Raw genomic sequence first — 19,211 nt, forward strand, 5'->3', positions numbered from 1 at the left:
CCGCCGACGAGGCCGCCCCGTCGCGATTGCGACCACCCTGCCCGGTCGGCGCGTCGCGCGGGGACCCGAGGTCCCCGCGCGACGTCAAGGGCCTGCCGTGTCGGGATGCCGACCGCCCATAGGGAGCGGTCAGTCGTCGAGGGCGTTCATGACCTTGCCGAGGTCCACGAACTTGAAGTTGGTCGCGGCGCGGTCGCCGTCGCCCGGGGCGTCGTGCCCGTCCTGGACGACGAGGAGGCCGTTGGGGTACTTGGAGCCGAGCGGGGCGTTCAGGACGGCGGCGCCGTCGCATTCCTCGGAGCCGTCGAGGATGTCGTTCGCGGCGGTGACCCGGAAGCCGCCCTCGTACTCGTTGGCGTCCTCCAGCTCGCGGTCGTAGGCGGCGAAGGTGTTGTCGCCCTGGCTGGAGGCGAGGATGTAGCCGTCACCGTCGGACTCGGTGAGCAGCGTCAGGCCCTCGACGTCGGCGGAGATCTTCGTGCCGCCGAAGCCGGGGTCGGCGCCCGGAGTGCATTCCTCGGTCTCCTCGTCGTAGACGCCGGGAACGCCGTACTCGCGGACCTTGTCGATCAGCTTCGGCGTGCCGGTGAGGTCGGCGCGCATCCGCCAGATGCCGATGTCCTCCTGGCCGGCGTAGAGCATGCCGTTGGCCGGATCGACGACCATGCCCTCGACCTGCGGCAGCTCGCCGGGCTCGCCGCACGGGGACCACGAGGTGCCGTTGGGCAGCCGGAAGGAGGAGGGCAGGTCCAGGGTGCGCACCTTGCGGTAGGTGACCTTGCCGTCCGCGACCGGAAGCAGTTCCAGGAGGGCGATGCTGGTGCGCTCGCGACGGCTGACCAGGGCGTAGGACTTGCCGGTCGCGGGGTCTGTCCAGGTAGCCAGGCCGTAGGCGGTGCGCTGGTCGTTGATCTCGGCCTGGTCCTGGGAGAACACGGGCGGTGCGGCGGGGTCGGTGACGTCGGTCAGCGGGCCGCCGGCGCGGTCGCGGTCGATGCGGTAGAAGCGCAGCAGGTCGTGGCCGCGGTCGCTGGTGACGGCCAGGTCGGCCTTCCCGGAGGAGAGCCGAAGGCCGTGGACGAGGTCCACGTTGTTGAACCGGCCAGGGGCGTCGTCCTCGCCTGCGGCGGGGGGAGCGGCTATCGACTGCACCAGCTTCGCGTCGAGGTCGTAGACGCGCAGGCCGCCCTTCTTGGCGGTGGCGACGACGAGGCTGCGGTCGGGGGCCGCCGCGTTGCGCCAGATGGCGGGGTCGTCGGCGTCGGCATTGCCGCCCTCGTCGTCGTCGTGCAGCGCCGGCGTCTCCGCGCGGGGCGTCACGGTCGGCAGGGTGTCGGCGGACACGCGGTCGTGGGCCTGGGCGGGCACGGCCAGCGCCGCCGCGAGAGCCGCGGCCACGGCCACCACGGCTGATCGGACGATGGTGGAGCGATTCATGCAAGCCTTCTCTGCAAAAAAGGGGGGATGGACCCGCGCAGCCTGATTGCGGAGAGTGTCGGTACGGTAACCGTCGCACGGCAGGTAACACCGGACCCTGGTGTACGTCCGGTGAACGATCTTTGGCCGTGCCGGTCACACCTGCCCGCGGCCGGGGAGACGTGGCAACCGCCTGGCTCGGGTCGGGCCGCCGCCCGCCTCGCCAAACGCCCATGACTACGGCCGCCGCTGATACCCGCTCATCTGATCTGGCGACCGAGCACGAACGGCGGATCACCGCGTGGGAGACCGAGCCGCTGGCCGCGCAACCCGGCCGCAGCCGTGACCGCACACGGCATCCGGACCGTACGCGCCTCACCTCCCCGCCCTGTTGTACGCGAGCATTCGACGACGACCGGGGTGATTGCCCCGCGATCAGCGAGACGGCCCAGTCCAACCCCCCAGCTCGGCCAGAGCTGCCGGCAGGGCGCCCTCCCCTGCGATGTACTGCTGGAGGCCCTCAAGGCCCTCAAGGCCCTTGCGTCCCACGGCCCGCGCGTCTGGCTTCTGGGTCCGCCGTAGGTGCCGTACTCCGGTGGGTGGGGTGCACTCCGCGAGATCAGCATGCCCGATAGCGTGATCACCTACTGCATGGAGTGACCATGCGTCCGGTTGGTCCGTACGAGGGCTTCCGGCGGAGGGTGAATGAGGCTGCGATGAGTGAACTGACGAAGCCCGAGATCGACCTTCCGGAGGGTGATGCTCCCACCGAGCTGACCATCCGGGACCTCGTCGTCGGGGACGGGCTCGAGGCGAAGCCGGGCAGGGTCGTCCGGGTTCACTACGTGGGGGTCACCTTTGAGTCCGGAAGGGAGTTCGACGCCTCCTGGGACCGGGGCGAGCCGTTCAAGTTCGCCGTGGGCGGCGGCCGGGTCATCAAGGGCTGGGACCGGGGGATCAGGGGGATGAAGGTCGGCGGCCGACGCGAGATCATCGTTCCCCCGCGTCTCGGCTACGGCAAGCAGTCGCCCTCGCCGTTGATCCCGGCAGGCTCCACGCTCGTCTTCGTGGTGGACCTGCTCTCGGTCGCTGTCTGAGGCCTCCTGCTGCCCGGCCGCCCCTTTGGTGACAGCGGCGCATCAGCGTGAGCAGGATCTGCCGAAGCCGCAGCAGCCGACGCCTCCCGTAGCAGCGGTGCCCGTCGCTCCGGGCTCGTGACGCGAGCGATCCGCAAGCGATCACCCGATCGTTCCGGGCACGGATCATCGGGCCCCGGCAGGGAGGCGATTCGTACGGTGAAGACATCAGAGGGAAGGACACGCACCCGTGCTGGAACAGCTCAACGAGGCGCTCGACCACATCGAGCGCTGCCTCGAAGCGGAGGCCGGCCGGGAGGTCGACATCGTCGAAGTCGCCCGGATCGCGGTGACGTCGGAATACCACTTCCGGCGCCTGTTCTCGGCGCTCGCCGGGATGCCGCTCTCCGTGTACGTACGGCGCCGGCGCATGACGCTCGCCGGGGCCGAGGTGCTGGGCGGGGAGCGGACGCTGCTCGACGTGGCCGTGCGCTACGGGTACGGCTCGGGCGAGGCGTTCGCCCGGGCGTTCCGGTCGGTGCACGGCATCGGGCCGGGCGAGGCCCGGCGCACGGGTGCGACGCTCACGGCGCAGCCGCGCATGTCCTTCCGTGTCGTCGTCGAAGGGAGTATGACCATGCGGTATCGGATCGTCGAGAGGGAAGCGTTCCGGGTCGTCGGCAGGAAGGCGCGGGTGCCCCTCGTACACGAGGGGGTCAACGCGGCGGCCGCGGCCCACGTGGAGAGCCTGGACGAGCAGGCGATCGTCACGATGAAGAAGCTGGCCGACGGGGAGCCGGCGGGGGTCCTGTCGGCGGTGGTGCACCTGACCGACAGCCGGGAGGAGGGCGCTGAGGTGGACTACTGGATCGGTGTCGTCACCGGCCACGACGCGGCCCCCGAGGAGCTCGACGCCCTTGACGTACCGGCCGGGGCCTGGGCGGTCTTCGACAACCACGGGCCGTATCCGAGCGCCTTGCAGGAGCTGTGGCGCGACGTGTTCACGCAGTGGTTCCCCTCGAACCCGTACGCGAGCCGGCCGGGCCCGGAGCTGCTGCGGACGCAGCCGGTGGAGATCGGCGCGGAGACGGACTCCCAGCTGTGGATCCCGGTCGAACGGGTGAGCGCGAGCACGGGGGAGTGAAGACCGGGACGTGGACGTCGCCTATCGGGCGGGCAGGCGACGTCCACGTCCACGTCCACGTCCGAATTCAGGGTGCCCGAGCCGTCCCTGCCGAGCATGTCGGCGAGCAGTCGGGTCACCGGTTCCCGGACGGGCGAGCCGTCGGGCAGGAGCGCCACCGCGTGATCCACCCCTGAGGCAGCGGATCTCCAGCCGTCGGCCGCCCTCGGCACGGCTGCGGTGAACCGAGACCGACAGCGCGAAGTCCGGCCCACTGCTGCTGGTCGTACGACGACCGCTCGCCAAACGTGGCGTGCAGGAACTCGTACGTGACAGCACGCGGCCGTCTCGGACGGACTGGGCGCGTTGGACGAAGAAGAACCGGGCGATGCGTCCGCCGACGGATGTCGCGGCCGCCCTCGCCCTCGCCTACGTGTGGACCCCGCCGGGGCGCTCTGGCATGGGGCAGTCCGGGGGATCCGCGGTTCGGGTCGCAGCGCTGCTTACCCGGTCTTCCTGCGGTCGTACGCCATGGTCGACAGCGGCACCACCAAGCCGGCCCAGAAGAGGACCTGGGGCACACTTCGATCGGTCCACGGAATCTGGGATATCAGCAGTGCGCAGAGCATGGTCCACGCAGCCTGTCCCAGCACGATCCGGGCCCAACGGCCACCGCGTACGAGGGACCGGATGTTCAGCTGCACTCCGGTACGCAGCCGGCGGTAGCGCAAGAACGCGCCGAAGCCCCAGATCGCGGCCATGACCATCAGCACCCAGATCCGGTTTCCGAGCGGTACCGGCAGCTCCCGCAAGGTCGGGTCCTTGGCCGTGGCGAAGAGGTCGATCATCGTTCCTGCAGCTGCCAGGCAGACGAGCGCGAGCCAGCGTGTTCCCCGCAGCAGGCGGTACGTGGCATGGTCGAGGCCGCTTCGCAGCATCGGGGACTGGGGTGCACCCGCCAGGCCCGCGGAGTACATCTCCGCGGCCTGTGCGGCCGTAACGTCCGGGGTGTTGGCCATCGCGTCGGTGTGCATGGCTTGTGCTGTCTCGTTGGACGGGTCGAGGCGCAGCCATTCGACCAGCGCCCGCTTCGCGACGTCCTGACGCTGCGTGCGTACGGCCGCGAAGCACAGGGCCTGGTACGCGTCGGGCTCCTGCGGGGCGAGGCGCACGGCCTCGTGGGCCGCTTCGTACGCCCGCTCGTGATCGGCAGGCGGGGCCGTGGCATAGGCGACGAGCACGCCGGACAGCGCGAAATGGGAGGACCACTTGTCGGGCGCTCTGCGGACGGCCTCCTCGGCCGCCACCCGGGCCTCGGACGGCCTGTCCTGGCGGAGCAGCACCCGGGACAGCAGAATGAGCGCGCCGACGTGCCCGGGCGAGATCCGGAGCATCTCGGTCGCCGCCCGCTCCGCGAGCTCGTACTCGCCGAGTCTCTCGTGGGCGACGGCGAGCAGCTGCCAGGCCCATTCGTCGTCCGGCTCCTCGGCGAGGTGGGGGGCCAGCAGGGCCTTGGACTCCTCGAACCGTTCTGCCGCCTGCAGCGCACCGGCGCGCGCCACCACCGGATTCACGCTCACAGCTTCCGCCTCTTCTTCAGGTACGTCACCAAGTCGTCGTACATACCGCCTTCGTTGGCGAACATCGCCACGTTCCGCGCTGCCGCGAACCACGGCTCGGTCGATGGGACCACCGACTTCGCAGCGTCGAGCAGGTCCTTGGTTCCGATCATGCGGATCAGGCCGGTGCGTACCGAGTCGAGCAGCGCGCTCTCGGCCGCCGACTCGCACACATGGGCCAGGTCGGCACCCGAGAGGCCGTCCGTCACCTTGACGAGACGTCCCAGATCGACTGCCTCGATGGGACGTTCGCGCAGGTGGTAGCGGAGATCGCCTCGCGGGCGGTGGCGTCGGGCGGCAGGACGAGCAGGGTGCGGTCGAGCCGTCCCGGGCGCCGGAGCGCGATGTCCACGTCCCAGGGGACATTCGTGGCGGCGAGGACGAACACGCCTTCATTGGCGGCGGAGTGAATGCCGTCGAGCTCGGTGAGGAGCTGGTTGACGGTGTTGCGCATGCCGCTGTGCTGCGTACGGCTGCGCTTGGCTCCGAGCGCGTCCAGTTCGTCGAGGAAGACGACACAGGGCGCCTGACGGCGGGCGGTCTCGAAGACCTCGTGCATGTTGCGTTCGGAGTTGCCCATCCACATGTCGAGGACGTCGTTGACGGACACGGACAGGAAGCTCGCGCCGAGCTCGCCGGCGACGGCGCGGGCGATGAAGGTCTTGCCGCAGCCGGGCGGACCGTAGAGGAGGAGCCCGCCGCGCAGGCTCTTGCCGTACAGCTTGCGCAGTTCAGGATTGCGCATCGGCGCGAGGAACGCGGCTTCGAGGCGGTCCTTGACCTCCTGCATGCCGCCGACGTCCGCGAGCCGCACGGTGCCGGGCGAGGACACCTCCCAGGCAGCGGCGTCCCCGGGGTCGTCGCAGGCGCTGAGCGGGGGCTCGACGAAGCGGGGCTCGACGAAGCGAGGCTCGACGATGCCGTCGACCTCCTGCTCGGCCGCCCGCCAGTCGAACCCGGCGCGACGGGACGACTCGTCGGGGGCGCCTGCCGGATCCGCCGGATCCGCCGGCGCCGCCGACACGGCGGACGCGGCCGGCTCGCCGGACGACACCGGATCAGCGCCCGTGGAGGTGTTCTCGGCCGCGGGCACGGGGGCTGCCGGCATCCCCATCGCCCGCACCATCAACTCCCGCGCCGCCGCGTCCCCCGGAGCATGCTGCAAGGCCGCCGCCACCTCCGTCACTGCGGCGTCGTGCAGACCCGCGGAGAGCAACAACTCCGCGAGGTGCAGCCGCAGAGGGACATCCCCAGGGGCAGCGGCCACGGCTGTGCGCAGGCTCTGTATCAGCGGGGATTCAGGGGCGGGAGAAGCTTCCGGCATGATCCATGTTTACTCGGAGCCGCCGACGAGAGTCCAGGCGGGGTGGTGTGCGGTGGATCACCGAGGCCCTCGAGACCTGCGCCGCCGCTCGGAAATACCGGCGGCCTCACCCCTGCCCGTGTCCGCCGCAGGTTCAGGAACCTGCACGCGCAGACGGGCGCCAGCCCGTGCACCGAAACCCAGCAGGCCCGGCCCCGGCCGCACTTCCGGCTCGAAGAACCAGAGACCGGCTTCCCGTTAGGCCTGGACGCGTCCTCGCCACCGGCGAGCCTCACGTGCGGCAGCTTGCCCCGCTGCTCGGTGTCTCGAAGTCGGCTGCGGACCCGATCACCGACCACCTCGGGCCGTCCATCACACTCCGCCCCGCAAGCGGTTCGCCAAGGCCACCGTGCCGATCCTCGACGACACCCTGGTGCCCACCCGCGACCAAGCCACCGCCGAGTGGTCGAAGAACTACCGGTACACCCACCTGCGCCGTAGAGCCGCATGGCCGGCCAGGGTCCGCGCGCTGTGACCATCCCGCCGCCCCGCCAAGAGCGGGGAGGGGGCCGCCTGCCTGGGCTCCCACAGCACGCGGCGGGTCGTCTGGGCGCGGGCGCGGCAGGGCAAGCGATTCGTGTGCACTCCCCGGCCAAGACCGGAGGTGCATCCGCCATTCGAACCGGTCAACGCTTTGGTGGCGCGGCTGCTCGCGCACGACAAGGTCGGAGTGCCCACCGTGATCGTCAGGGAGCGTTGATTCCGAAGTCCTGGTCAGTTGTTCGTCGTTCCGGGGCTGAGGAGGTTGCTGTTCGTGCTGATGTTGTTGAAGAGCGGGTATCCCCGCCCCGCCCTCCGAAGCACCGTAGGCAGGCAGGGTCGCTGGCACCGAACGCGCGTCGTCCTTGTCATCTTGTGATCGTTTGTGGTGTTTACTCTTGACCCAGGAAGTCCCGGGGGAGACGAGTTGATTACGGAGTACCAGCAGAAGCTGCGTGAGCGCTACATCGACGCCACCGTCATGCCGGCTCCGGAGCCATGGCAGCTGGTGCTGGACCGCCGAACCCCCATCGGGGGTCTGCTCGGCGTTGGCTTCGCCGTCCATCCCGAAAGCGGGCACGACCTCGTCATGGTCGTGTCCAGCGACGGCCATGGACTCTTTGACGCGGTCACCGGCGAGAAGGTCGCCCGCGATCGGGACCCAGACCTCGACACCAGCACTCCGGACGCCTCGCCCGAGCTCACCTGCCCAGGGCTCGGGCCGATCGAGGGCACGCCGGTACGTATCGCCGGGCTCTTCGGGGGTGGCCTCCACAGCACCACTCCAGACGGTTGGACACTGCACGTAGTGAGCCCCGAGTGGCCCAACGAGCGCGTCATCCTCTCCGCCGACGGCGGGTCTCACAAAGGCCCGGCGGGAGGGACGTGGTGGCACATCTTCCACTCCGACTACTCAGAACTCCGAGCAGCCGGCTTCTCTCCTTCCGGACTGACCCTGGCGGTCGCCACCAGCAGCGACCTCACCCTCTGGACCCGACCTGAACTCCACTTTGTGAACTGATCGGACAGCGATTCAGCAGGCGAATGCACGCTTACGCTCCTAAGACGTCATCTCATTTGGTGCTGGATAGGTTCCTTGACACGAGCACAGCGAGCTGGTGCAACCGTTGGCAGTACTGGGTTCCTACAGGGTCATTGATCTCAAGGATGACTCGGTCCAGGTCCTCGATGCGGCTCTGCAGGAGGATGCTGTTCTTCGAGTCGAGAGGGCTGCTGTTGTCGAGCCAGCGAAGAACGCAGCCGGCGATGTCCAACTCGAGGAGCCATACGTCTATGCCCCCGAAGGTGGCATGTCGCAGGCTGTCGGGGAACGGCTCTTGGCGGAATTCCTGCCAGAGGCGATCTGTGGTCTGCGCCTGCTCAGTCGATTCGCTCACTTGAGCCATCTTGCCGTAGCCGTTGAGTCGGTTTGCGTCCGTCTTCAAGCGGCGGTAGCAGATGAGGGCTGTAGCGATGCCTACGAACGCCAGGAAGTGTTCGGCCTTCCGTTCGCAGCGCCGGTGTAAGCGACGGCAGCCCGAGAGCCAGGACATCGTTCGCTCTACGACCCGTCGGTGCCGGCGAGCCGGTTCGACGGCTCGATTCCCTTGCGGGCGATGCGGTGACCGATCCCGCGGTTGCGCAGCCATCTCCGCAGGTGGGCGCAGTCGTAGCCCTTGTCGCCGTGGAGCGTGCCGGGGCGGCGGCGACGTGGTCCGCGGCAAGATCTGATCGGTGGGATGCCCCGGACCAGAGGCTGGAGGGCCTGGCTGTCGTGGAGGTTCGCCCCAGAGATTCCGACGGAGAGAGGCAGGCCGGTCCGCTCCGTGATCAAGTGGACCTCTCGGGTGCCGAGTTCGTCGAGGGCCAGGCGGTGGAGCTTGGCCCACACCCGGGCCTTCGTCCATTCGGAGAACCGCCGGTGGGCTGTCGCCCCCGACGGCCCGAACGACGCCGTGGGCAGTTGCTGCCAAATACACCCCCACGTAGCCACGAACAGAATCGCCGCCAGCACCTCCCGGTCACCATGCCGACGCCGGCTACCGCCTTGAGGCCGCGATGTGGGCTCCCAACCATCAGCCTTGTAAAGGAACACCGGGTTGTCGACCGCAGTCAACGAGGGGTGCCACTCCATCGTGCAGCCGCCGTTCGCGAGGTGGAGCCACGACGCCGGCACATCCTGAGTCCGGTTCCGTTCGTCGGTGCTGACCGCGCGGCCAGTCGCAGAGGTGCCCGAGTAGACGGTTGCCCGTCGTCAGAGAGGCCAGCCTGCTGTCGGAGCAAGCTGGGCGTCCGATTCGCCGCTCCGCCTTCTCTACCTCAGCGAGGGCGATCGGTGGGAACAACGGTTCACGGGGAGGATCGGCGTAGCAGAGCGCCGGCCCAGTCTCATGCGCCCGCGAAGGCCCGGCGTGAGCCCCCTTCGGGAGCCCTGATGTGGGATCGAGGATGGCGCCCAGCGTCTGCATCGCTGCTGGCAGGACAGCATCAGCGTCTGCACTGCTCACCTATGCTGCCGGGATGACCGTACCGTCTCCTCCTGCACTGACCTTGGAAGCAGCCCGGGACATGCAGAGCATGATCCGGGCCCAGATCGGGCCGGGCCTCTCGGAGCGGGAGCTCGATGCGGTCGAGGCGCGATTCGGCTTCACGTTCTCGGCGGACCACAGGGTCTTCCTTGCTGCCGGACTCCCGTACGGGTCGCCACGCTGGCCCGACTGGCGGAACGGCGACCCCGAGGACCTGGCCGAGCGGCTTGCCCGCCCGGTCGAGGGGGTGCTTTTCGACGTGGAGCACAACGGCTTCTGGTACCCCGCCTGGAGCCCGAGGCCCCCGTGGGCATCCGAGGCGCTGCGGATCGCGCGGTCCGAGTTGGCCGCCGTTCCCCAGCTGGTCCCCGTCTACAGCCACCGCTACCTGCCCGGCACGGCGGGCGAATGCGGCCACCCCGTACTGTCCGTCCACCAGACCGACATCATCATCTACGGGAACGACCTCGCCGACTACATACGAAACGAGTTCACCGGCCGGGCCAGCAGCCTCCCCGCCCGTGCGACCGTCGACTTCTGGTCGTACTTCGTCCACGGCGGCCCCGGCACCGACGTCGCCGCGCCCCTCCCGTACGCCCCCTACGCCGTCAGCGCGCAGGAGGCCGTCGAGTGTCTGCGGATGCTGGCACTGGAGCGCCTGATCGGCCGACAGCACTACCCGCACCAGCTGATCGAGGCAGCCCTCACAGCGCTGGTCCTCGAAGTCGAGACGGAGTCGCTTCCGCTGCTCGCCGGCCTGCCGCGTGCCGAACAGGAGAGCGCCGGTGCGCTCTTCGACCAGGTACTGGCCGAACTGGGCCTGACCGAGGGCCTTCCCGCCGATGACACCGACGTTCCTTGGGAGGCGGCACGCTGGGAACTCGTGCGCTGGTGGCTCCGGCTGATCGTGAACGGGAGCCTGGCCGCCGAGGCCGGCGGTGACGTGATCGCGTACGAGGGCTGGGGCGCACTGGCCCGGCCCCAGTCGCTTCGGCCGCTGGTCGACAAGGTCGAGGCGTACAACGACTGGGAGGCGATCCGGCACGGCACATCCGAGCAGCTGGCCGGAGCAATCATCGCGGAGGTCGAACGCCTGCTCACCGGTCCCTGGCCCCCGCTGGCCTGACCTTCCAGAGAGCCGGTGCCGATCGCCCTCCGGCTGAGCCCGGCGGCCAGCAGTGGACGGTCGCTTGATTGATGCTGCCTGCCCAGCAGTCTGCCGGTTGCCGGCCGGGAGACGAACGGGCCAAGGTGCAATGAGATCGGCAGCCCCTCAACTCGTACCGGCTACCCCGCCTGCTTGCGCAGGACCGCCACCTCTCCGGCGTCCGGGTCGCCCATCAGCACGAACAGCTCCGGCCGCGGCTCAGTCCCTGCCACCTCCCACCTCAGCTCCGCCTCCTTGCAGTCGGGGATGGCCAGGGCCACGCCCGCCCGACGCCCGTACTCCGCCTCCGCGGGCGCCCACGTCCCGTGTCCCGAGCAGTGGTCCACGACTTCGAACCCGTCGTGGACCGGCAGCACCTTCGCCGTCACTTCTCCGCCGGCGCCGAGCTCCAGGATCACCCCGTCGCCCGCCCATGCGCCGACGTAGTCGGCGCGCTCGAGTACCGGCGGTTGGTACGCCGGCGCCGCTGCACCGAGGCAGAAGGTGGCGATCACCGCGGCCACGAGGGGCGCCAGCGCGTAGCGCCGCACTGTGCGCCTGGGCACCTGCCGCATCCGTGCGAACACCGCCACCGCCACGGGAGGTACGCCGACAGCCGAGATCCAGCAGAGCGTGGCGACGTACGAGCTGCCGCTGAGCAGGGATATCGGTACGGCGTAGCCAAGGGTGAGGACGATCAGCGTCGGCAGGGCCCAGTACGGCGCGGCCATCCGGCTGCGCACACCCGCGAAGTTCGAGGCCGTCATCACCGGCGTTGTGAAGAGCAGGCTGTGTGCGAAGCCCAGCGCGAGCACGATGAACGGGCTTCCGAAGAACAGCACGACCAGCCAGAAGAGCGCAGCGATGCCACCACCGAAGCCCCTGTTGTAAGGCTCTTCGGCGAAGGAGAGGAGCCATGCGTACAACACGGCGCAAAAGAGCAACCCTCCCCCCACTGTCTCCGCACCGGGCGCAGTGGCGCTCCAGGCGGTGTCAGTGGGCCGCTGTCCTGTTGTCCCGATGCCATCACTCACGACGATCCCCCACCTTGCTTCTTGAACACGTTCAAACAGTGCGGACCATACACCTTCCCTGGCTCGCGTTGCACATCCACGTCGCTCTACCGCGACCGGCGGGTCCGGCGAGGAATGTGGGTGCCGTCGGTACGAGTGCGGCGGCCTGATCGCGGTGCCCTGGTGCGTCGAACGCGGGAGGTAGCAGGCCCGGCCTGGAGTGGCACCCCGCGGCGGACTCCGTTGCCCAGTGCTGGCTGCGAGCAGAAGCCTTGTTCCTTCGGTGCGTCCGTGAATGCAGTGGCGTTTCAGCGGTGAAGGGGAGGGTCCGGGGGAGTGAGCCACTACTTCCGGCCCTGTCGGCCGTGTGTGGGGGCGGCCGGTAGAACCACCGGGTGATGATCTGGCTTATGCGGGGCGCCGCTGCGGCCGCCGCTGCCTTCGCCCTGTCTCTGCCCCCCGCCGCGGCAGCGCACGCCGCCCCAAAGCGTGCGGCGCTGCCGCAGGTTCTTCCGATCGGTGTCGCGGTGTCCGCGCTGCCGGTCTGCTGAGGAGGCCGTTCACCAGCTGCACACCGGCGACAGCCCCGCTCGCCACGCGACGGGCGTTCTGGGCGGCCTGTGTGCCCACGACAGCAACGTGGGCAGAAGCGGCTACTCCGTTACGGGCAGGCACTCGGTGAGCAGGTCGAGGACGTCGCGCCAGGCTCGCTGCGCGTGCTGCGGGTGGTAGCCGACGCCGGGGACCGTGGGGTGGTCGACCGGTGGGTGGTGGAAGGCGTGCAGGGCGCCGCCGTAGACCGTGAGGCGCCAGTCGACGCCCGCGGCCTGCATTTCAGCGGTGAACGCGTTCCGTTGCGCGGGCGGCATGATCGGGTCTTCCGACCCGACCCCGGCCCACACCGGGCAGCGAATGCGCGCCGCCTCGCCCGGTCGGCCCGTGGTAGTCGCGTTGACTGTCCCGATCGCGCGCAGGTTGACGCCGCCGCGCCCGAGTTCCAGCGCGATGGCGCCTCCGGTGCCGTAGCCGATGGCGGCGATCCGGTCGGGGTCGGTCCGCGGTTCGGCGCACAACACGTCGAGCGCCGCATGGCCGATGCTCCGCAACCGGTCGGGGTCGGCGAGCAGCGGCATGCAGCGGGAAAGCATCTCCTCGGGGTTACCCAAATAGCGCCCGCCGTGAAGGTCGAAGGCCAGCGCTACGTATCCCAGCTCGGCGAGAGCATCGGCCCTGCGGCACTCGACGTCGCTGAGCCCCATGCCCTCTGGTCCGAGCAGCACCGCGGGCCGGCGGTCGACACCGGCCGGGAGGGCGAGGTGCCCGATCATCGTCAAACCGTCGGCCGGATACTCGACCGTGCGCGTCGTAATCGTCGTCATGAGACTGGACGGTAGCGATCAACGAGCCCGGTCCGGCCGGTGTTCTGCCGCTTGCAGAACAGCCAGTTCCGCCTGAAATGAAGCCCGGTCGACGGCGGCGTTAGGCGGGTTAGGGAGTGTCTTTCGGATCATGCCGGGCCCCCGGCGTCCGGGGGCTGGTCCGGCCTGATCCGAAAGGCATGCCTAACCGCGGGCTTGGCGGCGGCGGTACTCGTCCGTGGGGACGCCGCCCACGCCCCAGTCCTCGAGGGCGACCTCGTCGATGAGGACGAAGGTGGTCGCCGGGTCCTTGTGGAGGACCTTGACCAGCAGGTCGGTGACACCGGCGATGATCTCGGCCTTCTGGGCGGCGGTGGCGCCCTCACGGGTGATCTTGACGTTGACGTACGGCACGGCGGAAGTCCTTCCGGAGAGGGTGGTGAGGAGTGGTCAGGAGCGGCCGGTGACGTGGCCGCCGTCCACGCGCAGTGCGTGGCCCGTCACGAAGCCGGCGCCCGCGAGGTACAGCACCGCCTCGGCGATCTCCGAGGCCTCCCCGACCCGGTTGAGGAGGGCGAGCCCGCCGAAGGCGTCCACGTCGGCACCTTCGTGCAGGGGGGTGCGGATGATGCCGGGGGAGACGAGGTTGACGCGGATGCCGTCGGCTGCCAGCTCTGCGGCCAGGGTCGTGGTCAACCCGTGGACACCGGCCTTGCTGACCACTGGCGCGCTGGCCGGGAAGCCGGCCAGCCCGTGGTCCACCAGGACCGTGCCGATGTTCACGATGCTGCCGCCCTCGCCCTGCGTGCGCAGGGCTCGTACCACGGCCTGGGTGGTGAGGTAGGTGCCCTTGAGGTTGCCGGTCAGGAAGCCGTCGAGTTCCGACTCGGTGACCTCGGTGAAGGGCTTGGGGGCGAAGGTGCCGGCGTTGTTGACCAGGACGTCGACGCGGCCGAAGCGCTCCAGAGCCGTACGCACGAGGGCCTCGCCGGTCTCCCGCTCGGCGATGCTGCCCGCGACCCACGCGGTGCGTTCCGGGTGGCCGAGTCCGGCGGCGGCCCTGGCGAGGCGGTCGGCGTCGCGGCCGTTCAGGACGACGTTCGCGCCGCTCGCCAGGAAGGCCCGGGCGATGTCCAGTCCGATGCCGCTGGAGGAACCGGTGATGAGAGCAGTGGTCATGGCGGGTGCCTTTCGGGGCGGGGTTGCCGAACTGGTCCGTCCGGCTGGCACCTCAGAACCTATGGACCCCCAACCCATAACACCACGACGTATATTGGAGCTTGTGATAACCCCCGGTTATGGATGTGGGCCTGCGTGACCTGGAGCTCCTCCACACCACCGCCGCAGCCGGCTCCCTGAGGGCCGCCGCCGAGCGGCTGTACGTCAGCCAGTCGGCCCTCAGCCAGCGGCTCACGCGGTTGGAGGCCCGCCTCGGCATGCAGCTCTTCGACCGCAGGGGCCGCCGCCTCACCCAATGCAGCGGGCCGCCGGTTGCTGGTCCCCACCCGCCAGATCTTCAGCGAATTGGAGTCGGCCTCCCGCGACCTGCGGGAGATGCGTGACGGGCGCGGTCGGCGGGTCCGTACACCGCGCAGTGCAGCACCACCATCCCGTGGCTGCCGCCCGTGCTACGCGCCTTCCGCGCGGGGGAGGCGGACATCGACGTGCGCATCGAGGCCCTCGCCGACGACCCCCCGATTCCGGCGCTGCTCCCCGACCTGGTCAACGGCGCCGACCTGGTTTTCAACGACAGCTGCGACCAGAGGCGCATCCCGTCGACGCCGCTCAGTCGAGGGCATTCGGCTGTCAAGCGCTCGCACACTTGGGTACCTGCCGCCCGCCGTCGACGGTGTGAACCGGTTCCCGTGGCTCGGATTGGCCGCGGATGCTCGCAAGAGGATGACTAGGTCGCAGGACTCCGGCGGCGGGGCACGGCGGTGGGGACGGCCCAGACGCGGCGGCGGTCGTCGGCGAGGTCGTCGCCGCGGCTCTCCAAAGTGGCCAGCGCCTGGAGCTCGGCGAAGACGTTTCCCTCGGGGAGGGATCCGCCCTGGTGGCTGAGGGCGACCACGAGGATCTTGTCCGCCTGGTTGGCGAGGTGCACGCTGACGCGGCGTCCGCCGCCCCGTACAGCCGCGTCGTCCAGCAACCGTACGGCGGCCCGAAGATCCGACTCGTCCAGTCCTGGGTAGCCCCAGCCGCGCACCGTCGTCAGGGTCTGGTCGGCGGCCTTCTTGGCGGCCCACTGGTCCGTCCGGTAGATCAGGGCCGCGGTCTGCCGGTTCCGGATCTGCATCCGTGGCATCGCCGAGTACGGCCGGATCGCCAAGACCGAGCACCTGCTCCGCGTCGTCGACCCGGTCGACGACACCTCGGGCCTGGTCCTCAACGCGGTGGTTCTCTGGACCACCCGGTACATCAACGCCGCCGTCGCCCAGCTCCGTGCTGAGGGCCAGGAGATCCGGGACGAGGACATCGCCCGCCTGTCCCCACTCAAGCACCGCTACCTCAACGTCCTGGGCCGTTACAGCTTCACCGCCTCCACCCCGGCTGGCGGCGCCCTGCGCCCGCTTCGCAACCCGGACACAGTGGAACTCGACGAGGACGACGAGAGCGGACTCTGGCCAGATATGTGCGCTGGCGAGGCCGTACTACGCCAGTGTGTAGACGCGCTTGAACCGTTTTGCGCCCGACGATGCTTTCGCCCCTTGACCTTGACGCAACGGCAGGGTTTCTACTGGCGGCATGCGAATCGGAGAAATCGCCGCGCTCGTGGGGCTCACCACCCGGGCGATCCGGCACTACCACCATGTCGGGCTGCTTCCGGAGCCGGAGCGGCGCCCCAACGGCTACCGGGCCTACAGCGTCCGCGACGCCGTCGTGCTCGCCAGGGTGCGCAGGCTCACCGAACTCGGCCTCAGCCTCGATGAAGTGCGCGATGCCCTCGCCAACGATGCCGGGCGTGAACTGACCGAGATACTGGAAGAACTCGACGCCGACCTGGCCCGCCAGGAAGCCGACATCAGGGAGCGCCGCTGCCGGCTAGGCGCCCTGCTCGCCGAGCGGCCCGGCGCGACCGGGCCCGTCTCACCCGCCCTCGCCGCACTGCTGGCACAGGCTCCCCGAACAGACTCGCCGAGCGCGGCCAAGGACCGGGAGTACCTCGCGCTGCTGGACGCCACCAGCACCGGTAACCAAGAGGTACTCGGGCTGCTCGGGACGCTGGTCGCCGATCCCGCAGTCGTCGAACTGTATGAGCGCCTCGACGCTCTCGCCGAAGCCCCCACCGACGATCCGCGGATCGCACCCCTGGCAGCTGACCTGATGGCAGCCGTCCCCGCGGAGCTGTTCGCTGCGATCCCCGAGGAGGGGGTGGTCGTGACCGGGCTCAAGGAGGCGCTGCTCGCCGAGTACACCCCAGCGCAGGCGGAAGTCGTGGGCCGGCTCATGGAGGCTTTTGTGGAAAGGGGCCGGGGATGAGGGGCCGGCCAAGGGGCGTACGGGCGGCACGGGTCGCGGTAGCCGCCGTACTGCCGGCGGAACTGGCACTGGCGGCCTGCCTGGTGGCTGGGGTCCGGCCGCCCGAGTGGGCGCTGGCGGGCGCCGAGGCGCTGGTGCTCGTGGTGCTGCTGGTGGAGGCCTGGGTGCTGCGTTCGCTGTACGTCGCCGCGCGTGCCCGCGGTGCGGACCGCCGGGCGGCGTGGCGGTCCGCCGTGCAGGAGGCGGTGCCGGTAGCGGTCCGCCGCCTGGTCCTCCACGAGCTGCGCGCCCTAGCCTCCCTGGGGCGGTGGGTCCGACGTGGCACGCACGGGGTGCGCCCCGAGGACCACGCTGCCGCCTACACCGGTCCCCAAACCGCGATGATGTACGGGCTGCTCTTCGTGATGGTCATCGAGACGGTGGTCCTGGCCCTCCTCATCCCTTGGCCGGTGGTCCACCGGGTGATCCTGGTAATCGACCTGTACGGCGTCGTCCTCGTGCTGGCCCTGCACGCAGCCTGCGTCACCCGGCCGCACGTCGTGCGCCCCGACGGCTCTGTGCGGATCCGCTACGGAGCCCTCTTCGACCTCGCCGTACCGCCGGACGCGGTGGCCTCGGTCCGGGTCGACCGGCGCTATCCCGAAGGCAGCCTGATCACCCTCTCCGAGGACGGGGTCCTCGACCTGATCGTGGGCAGCCAGACCTCGGTGACCCTGGAGCTGAACCGGCCACTCCCTTTCACCCGTCCGCTCGGTGCAACGGAAGAGGCCCACACGATCCGCTTCCACGCAGACAACCCGCGCGCACTGGTCAGCGCACTCCGTCAGCTCGCCTGAGCACACAGATCGGTTCCGACCGCAGAGACGGAGCGGGTACTCCGGCGCCGACCGGCGGCGCGCTCGTCGGCCGAACCGACGACCTCAGCGGAGGAGCTCGCGGAGATGCGGGCGACGGCCTCGGGCGAGTTCCTGGCGACCACAGGCTGCGCAGCAGGGTGGCGCCGGACTCGGGGCGGTGGCCGGGGAGCGGACCGGGCGCCCGAGCACGCCGGGCACAGAGTGACGAGACGAGCGGGCTTGGTGTGCGCCAGGCGCCCCACCGGGGTCCCTGGGCGCGGCAGCGGCTGCAGATCCGGGCCCGGCCGACGAGTTCCCCTGTCATCTGTTCCCAGCGGTCGAGCAGGTCGGCGTAGGCCCTCGGCAGGAAGAGGCCGCTGTCCGAGCGGGTCATACTCCAGCGGCCTGGTGTTGCCGATGCTTCATCGGCTGCCGCTGGACGCCGCGAGAAACTCCTCCCAGGCCAGTTCGCCCGGCAGCCCGCTGGCGCTGATGGGCTGCCAGCTGGCGTCCTGCTCTTCGTACAGTCGCTCCAGCTGGTGCGCGTGCCGGGCATGCCAATACATCCAGGAGGCGATCTGTGCCCGCCAGTCGGCCTGGCTCCGTTTCTCCGGGTCCTGGTCTCCGGGCTCGTGGTCCGGCGGCAGCTGAACTTCGACGACGTCGCCGGGGTCCAGGCGGAAGTCGGCGAGAACCTGAGCGGCGCGGCGGATGTCGCGTTCGTCGTAGGTCCACTTCGGCCCATATACCTCTGCCCGATGCGGGCGGGTGGGCTGGCGGGGTGTCCTTTGACAGGCAGCCGTTTTATCCTCGCGGGCATGCCTTACAAGGAAGAAGGACAGCGTCCGGCCGACGTACTGCGCGCGGCCTACGGTGCCTTCGACGCCGTCGTCACGACCATCACAGATGAGCGGTCGTGGCTGGCGACCGGCTGTGCCGGCTGGTCGGTGCGCGACCTGGTCTTCCACTGCCTGAGCGACGCGCAACGCGGCCTGGTGGCGCTGCACACCCCTGCCGGACAGACGCCGGACCGCGACGCGGTCACCTACTGGGAGGATTGGCGCCCGGACGCCGTGGGCGCGGCCAACGGTCGGAGGTTCACTCGGGTCGTCGCCAGCATGTTCTTGCACGTCGACCAGCTGTGCGAGCTGTATTCGCAGACGGCAGCCGCAGTGGTTGACGCCGCGGCCGGTGCCGCGCCCGACCAGTACGTCGCCACCCAGGGCCACGTGCTGAGTGCCGGTGATCTGATCCGCACGCTGGCCGTCGAGGCGACGATTCACCATCTTGACCTCGTCGTGTCGCTTCCCGATGCACCAGGACCCTCGGCGGAAGGGCTCGGCCAAACGCGCCGTACGCTGGACGGGCTACTGGGCCGCCCGGTGCCGGTGCCATGGGACGACGCGCAGTACGCGCGCGTGGCGACCGGACGCGCGTCGTTGTCCGATATCGACCGAGAGCGCTTGGGTGTGGACGCCGCCCGATTTCCCCTGTTCGCATAGCCACCTGCCCACAGCCGGAGAGATCACCGCCGTGATCAAGTGGCCGGGAACAACAGAAGGCAAAGAAGGCGCCGCGGGCGCAGGCCGCCGACCCCTGACGGCCGTCAGGGGCTGATGATCAGCCCCACTGTTGCCAAGGCGCCGCCCGCGAGGGCCAGGAGCGCCATTCGCTGGGCGTTGCGTACGTAGCCCTGGCGGCGCTTGCGCTCCCTGTGGACCGCGACCTTCGTCCCCAGGTGCACCCGCCCGGTGTTCTGCGGTCGAAGACGA

General features: G+C 69.9%; 17 protein-coding genes and 4 pseudogenes. 10 read left to right on the forward strand and 11 right to left on the reverse strand.

Annotated features, from left to right (window positions below):
* Positions 1–129: 129 nt before the first annotated feature.
* On the reverse strand, positions 130–1,437 hold the full coding sequence (locus tag ACF059_RS30935) for a phytase (protein WP_392063705.1): 1,308 nt from the start codon (positions 1,435–1,437) through the stop codon (positions 130–132).
* A gap of 695 nt (positions 1,438–2,132) precedes the next feature.
* On the opposite strand from ACF059_RS30935, the gene ACF059_RS30940 reads away from it, so the two are divergent.
* Positions 2,133–2,513, forward strand: a complete 381-nt coding sequence (locus tag ACF059_RS30940) for an FKBP-type peptidyl-prolyl cis-trans isomerase (protein ID WP_361950030.1) — start codon at positions 2,133–2,135, stop codon at positions 2,511–2,513.
* A 229-nt stretch (positions 2,514–2,742) separates the two neighbouring features.
* The gene (locus ACF059_RS30945) at positions 2,743–3,636 is read left to right on the forward strand and encodes a GyrI-like domain-containing protein (protein WP_392063708.1); all 894 of its coding nucleotides are present in this window, start codon (positions 2,743–2,745) and stop codon (positions 3,634–3,636) included.
* Between the two features lie 482 nt (positions 3,637–4,118).
* Here the strand turns inward: ACF059_RS30945 and ACF059_RS30950 are convergent, their stop codons facing one another.
* Positions 4,119–5,195, reverse strand: coding sequence for a tetratricopeptide repeat protein (locus tag ACF059_RS30950; protein ID WP_392063711.1), 1,077 nt, complete (start codon positions 5,193–5,195; stop codon positions 4,119–4,121).
* A pseudogene (locus ACF059_RS30955) lies at positions 5,192–6,558 on the reverse strand (ATP-binding protein). Before ACF059_RS30955 ends, ACF059_RS30950 begins: the two are co-directional and overlap by 4 nt.
* Positions 6,559–6,833: 275 nt before the next feature.
* Here ACF059_RS30955 and ACF059_RS30960 point away from each other — a divergent pair.
* Positions 6,834–7,024, forward strand: a pseudogene (locus ACF059_RS30960) (IS5/IS1182 family transposase); the annotation flags it as partial.
* A gap of 480 nt (positions 7,025–7,504) precedes the next feature.
* A complete protein-coding gene (locus ACF059_RS30965) occupies positions 7,505–8,098 on the forward strand; it encodes a hypothetical protein (protein WP_392063714.1) in 594 nt (197 codons plus the stop codon).
* A 421-nt stretch (positions 8,099–8,519) separates the two neighbouring features.
* Here ACF059_RS30965 and ACF059_RS30970 read toward each other — a convergent pair.
* Positions 8,520–9,133, reverse strand: a pseudogene (locus ACF059_RS30970) (IS5 family transposase); the annotation flags it as partial.
* A gap of 512 nt (positions 9,134–9,645) precedes the next feature.
* On the opposite strand from ACF059_RS30970, the gene ACF059_RS30975 reads away from it, so the two are divergent.
* Entirely contained in the window at positions 9,646–10,731 is a 1,086-nt protein-coding gene (locus ACF059_RS30975) for a hypothetical protein (protein ID WP_392063717.1), read from the forward strand.
* A gap of 161 nt (positions 10,732–10,892) precedes the next feature.
* On the opposite strand, the gene ACF059_RS30980 is transcribed toward ACF059_RS30975, so the two are convergent.
* The 4 genes from ACF059_RS30980 to ACF059_RS30995 form a co-directional block, all read right to left on the reverse strand.
* Positions 10,893–11,681, reverse strand: a complete 789-nt coding sequence (locus ACF059_RS30980; protein ID WP_392063720.1) for a hypothetical protein — start codon at positions 11,679–11,681, stop codon at positions 10,893–10,895.
* Positions 11,682–12,418: 737 nt separating this feature from the next.
* Positions 12,419–13,144 (reverse strand): dienelactone hydrolase family protein, encoded by a 726-nt coding sequence (locus ACF059_RS30985; protein ID WP_392063723.1) that lies wholly within the window; start codon positions 13,142–13,144, stop codon positions 12,419–12,421.
* A 183-nt stretch (positions 13,145–13,327) separates the two neighbouring features.
* The gene (locus ACF059_RS30990) at positions 13,328–13,537 is read right to left on the reverse strand and encodes a 4-oxalocrotonate tautomerase family protein (protein ID WP_392063726.1); all 210 of its coding nucleotides are present in this window, start codon (positions 13,535–13,537) and stop codon (positions 13,328–13,330) included.
* Between the two features lie 36 nt (positions 13,538–13,573).
* Positions 13,574–14,302, reverse strand: a complete 729-nt coding sequence (locus tag ACF059_RS30995; protein WP_392063729.1) for an SDR family NAD(P)-dependent oxidoreductase — start codon at positions 14,300–14,302, stop codon at positions 13,574–13,576.
* 119 nt (positions 14,303–14,421) lie between these two features.
* Here ACF059_RS30995 and ACF059_RS31000 point away from each other — a divergent pair, with 119 nt between their 5' ends.
* Complete coding sequence (locus ACF059_RS31000; protein ID WP_392063731.1) at positions 14,422–14,685, forward strand: LysR family transcriptional regulator; 264 nt, start codon at positions 14,422–14,424, stop codon at positions 14,683–14,685.
* 341 nt (positions 14,686–15,026) lie between these two features.
* On the opposite strand, the gene ACF059_RS31005 is transcribed toward ACF059_RS31000, so the two are convergent.
* A complete protein-coding gene (locus tag ACF059_RS31005) occupies positions 15,027–15,419 on the reverse strand; it encodes a hypothetical protein (protein ID WP_392063734.1) in 393 nt (130 codons plus the stop codon).
* Between the two features lie 7 nt (positions 15,420–15,426).
* On the opposite strand from ACF059_RS31005, the pseudogene ACF059_RS31010 reads away from it, so the two are divergent.
* The 3 genes and pseudogenes from ACF059_RS31010 to ACF059_RS31020 all read left to right on the forward strand — a co-directional run.
* Positions 15,427–15,705: pseudogene (locus ACF059_RS31010) on the forward strand (Tn3 family transposase); the annotation flags it as partial.
* A gap of 163 nt (positions 15,706–15,868) precedes the next feature.
* On the forward strand, positions 15,869–16,603 hold the full coding sequence (locus ACF059_RS31015; protein ID WP_392063737.1) for a MerR family transcriptional regulator: 735 nt from the start codon (positions 15,869–15,871) through the stop codon (positions 16,601–16,603).
* Positions 16,600–17,439, forward strand: coding sequence for a hypothetical protein (locus tag ACF059_RS31020; protein WP_392063740.1), 840 nt, complete (start codon positions 16,600–16,602; stop codon positions 17,437–17,439). Before ACF059_RS31015 ends, ACF059_RS31020 begins: the two co-directional genes overlap by 4 nt.
* A 422-nt stretch (positions 17,440–17,861) precedes the next feature.
* Here ACF059_RS31020 and ACF059_RS31025 read toward each other — a convergent pair whose 3' ends face one another.
* Positions 17,862–18,005: a hypothetical protein gene (locus tag ACF059_RS31025; protein ID WP_392063743.1), complete on the reverse strand. Its 144-nt coding sequence runs from the start codon at positions 18,003–18,005 to the stop codon at positions 17,862–17,864.
* Positions 18,006–18,257: 252 nt separating this feature from the next.
* Between ACF059_RS31025 and ACF059_RS31030 the strand changes: the two genes are divergently transcribed.
* Positions 18,258–18,941, forward strand: a complete 684-nt coding sequence (locus ACF059_RS31030) for a maleylpyruvate isomerase N-terminal domain-containing protein (protein WP_392063745.1) — start codon at positions 18,258–18,260, stop codon at positions 18,939–18,941.
* A 104-nt stretch (positions 18,942–19,045) separates the two neighbouring features.
* Here the strand turns inward: ACF059_RS31030 and ACF059_RS31035 are convergent, their stop codons facing one another.
* Complete coding sequence (locus ACF059_RS31035) at positions 19,046–19,183, reverse strand: hypothetical protein (protein WP_392063748.1); 138 nt, start codon at positions 19,181–19,183, stop codon at positions 19,046–19,048.
* Between the last annotated feature and the right edge of the window lie 28 nt (positions 19,184–19,211).

Source organism: Streptomyces sp. NPDC016562, assembly GCF_043076955.1.
Lineage (GTDB): Bacteria > Actinomycetota > Actinomycetes > Streptomycetales > Streptomycetaceae > Streptomyces.

Coding starts and splice junctions, on each gene's coding strand:
- ACF059_RS31015 (WP_392063737.1), top strand. CDS start 15,869: ATGCGAATCGGAGAAATCGCCGCGCTCGTGGGGCTCACCACCCGGGCG.
- ACF059_RS31005 (WP_392063734.1), bottom strand. CDS start 15,419: ATGCAGATCCGGAACCGGCAGACCGCGGCCCTGATCTACCGGACGGAC.
- ACF059_RS31025 (WP_392063743.1), bottom strand. CDS start 18,005: ATGTATTGGCATGCCCGGCACGCGCACCAGCTGGAGCGACTGTACGAA.
- ACF059_RS30935 (WP_392063705.1), bottom strand. CDS start 1,437: ATGAATCGCTCCACCATCGTCCGATCAGCCGTGGTGGCCGTGGCCGCG.
- ACF059_RS30940 (WP_361950030.1), top strand. CDS start 2,133: ATGAGTGAACTGACGAAGCCCGAGATCGACCTTCCGGAGGGTGATGCT.
- ACF059_RS31020 (WP_392063740.1), top strand. CDS start 16,600: ATGAGGGGCCGGCCAAGGGGCGTACGGGCGGCACGGGTCGCGGTAGCC.
- ACF059_RS30975 (WP_392063717.1), top strand. CDS start 9,646: ATGCAGAGCATGATCCGGGCCCAGATCGGGCCGGGCCTCTCGGAGCGG.
- ACF059_RS31000 (WP_392063731.1), top strand. CDS start 14,422: ATGGATGTGGGCCTGCGTGACCTGGAGCTCCTCCACACCACCGCCGCA.
- ACF059_RS30995 (WP_392063729.1), bottom strand. CDS start 14,302: ATGACCACTGCTCTCATCACCGGTTCCTCCAGCGGCATCGGACTGGAC.
- ACF059_RS31030 (WP_392063745.1), top strand. CDS start 18,258: ATGCCTTACAAGGAAGAAGGACAGCGTCCGGCCGACGTACTGCGCGCG.
- ACF059_RS30985 (WP_392063723.1), bottom strand. CDS start 13,144: ATGACGACGATTACGACGCGCACGGTCGAGTATCCGGCCGACGGTTTG.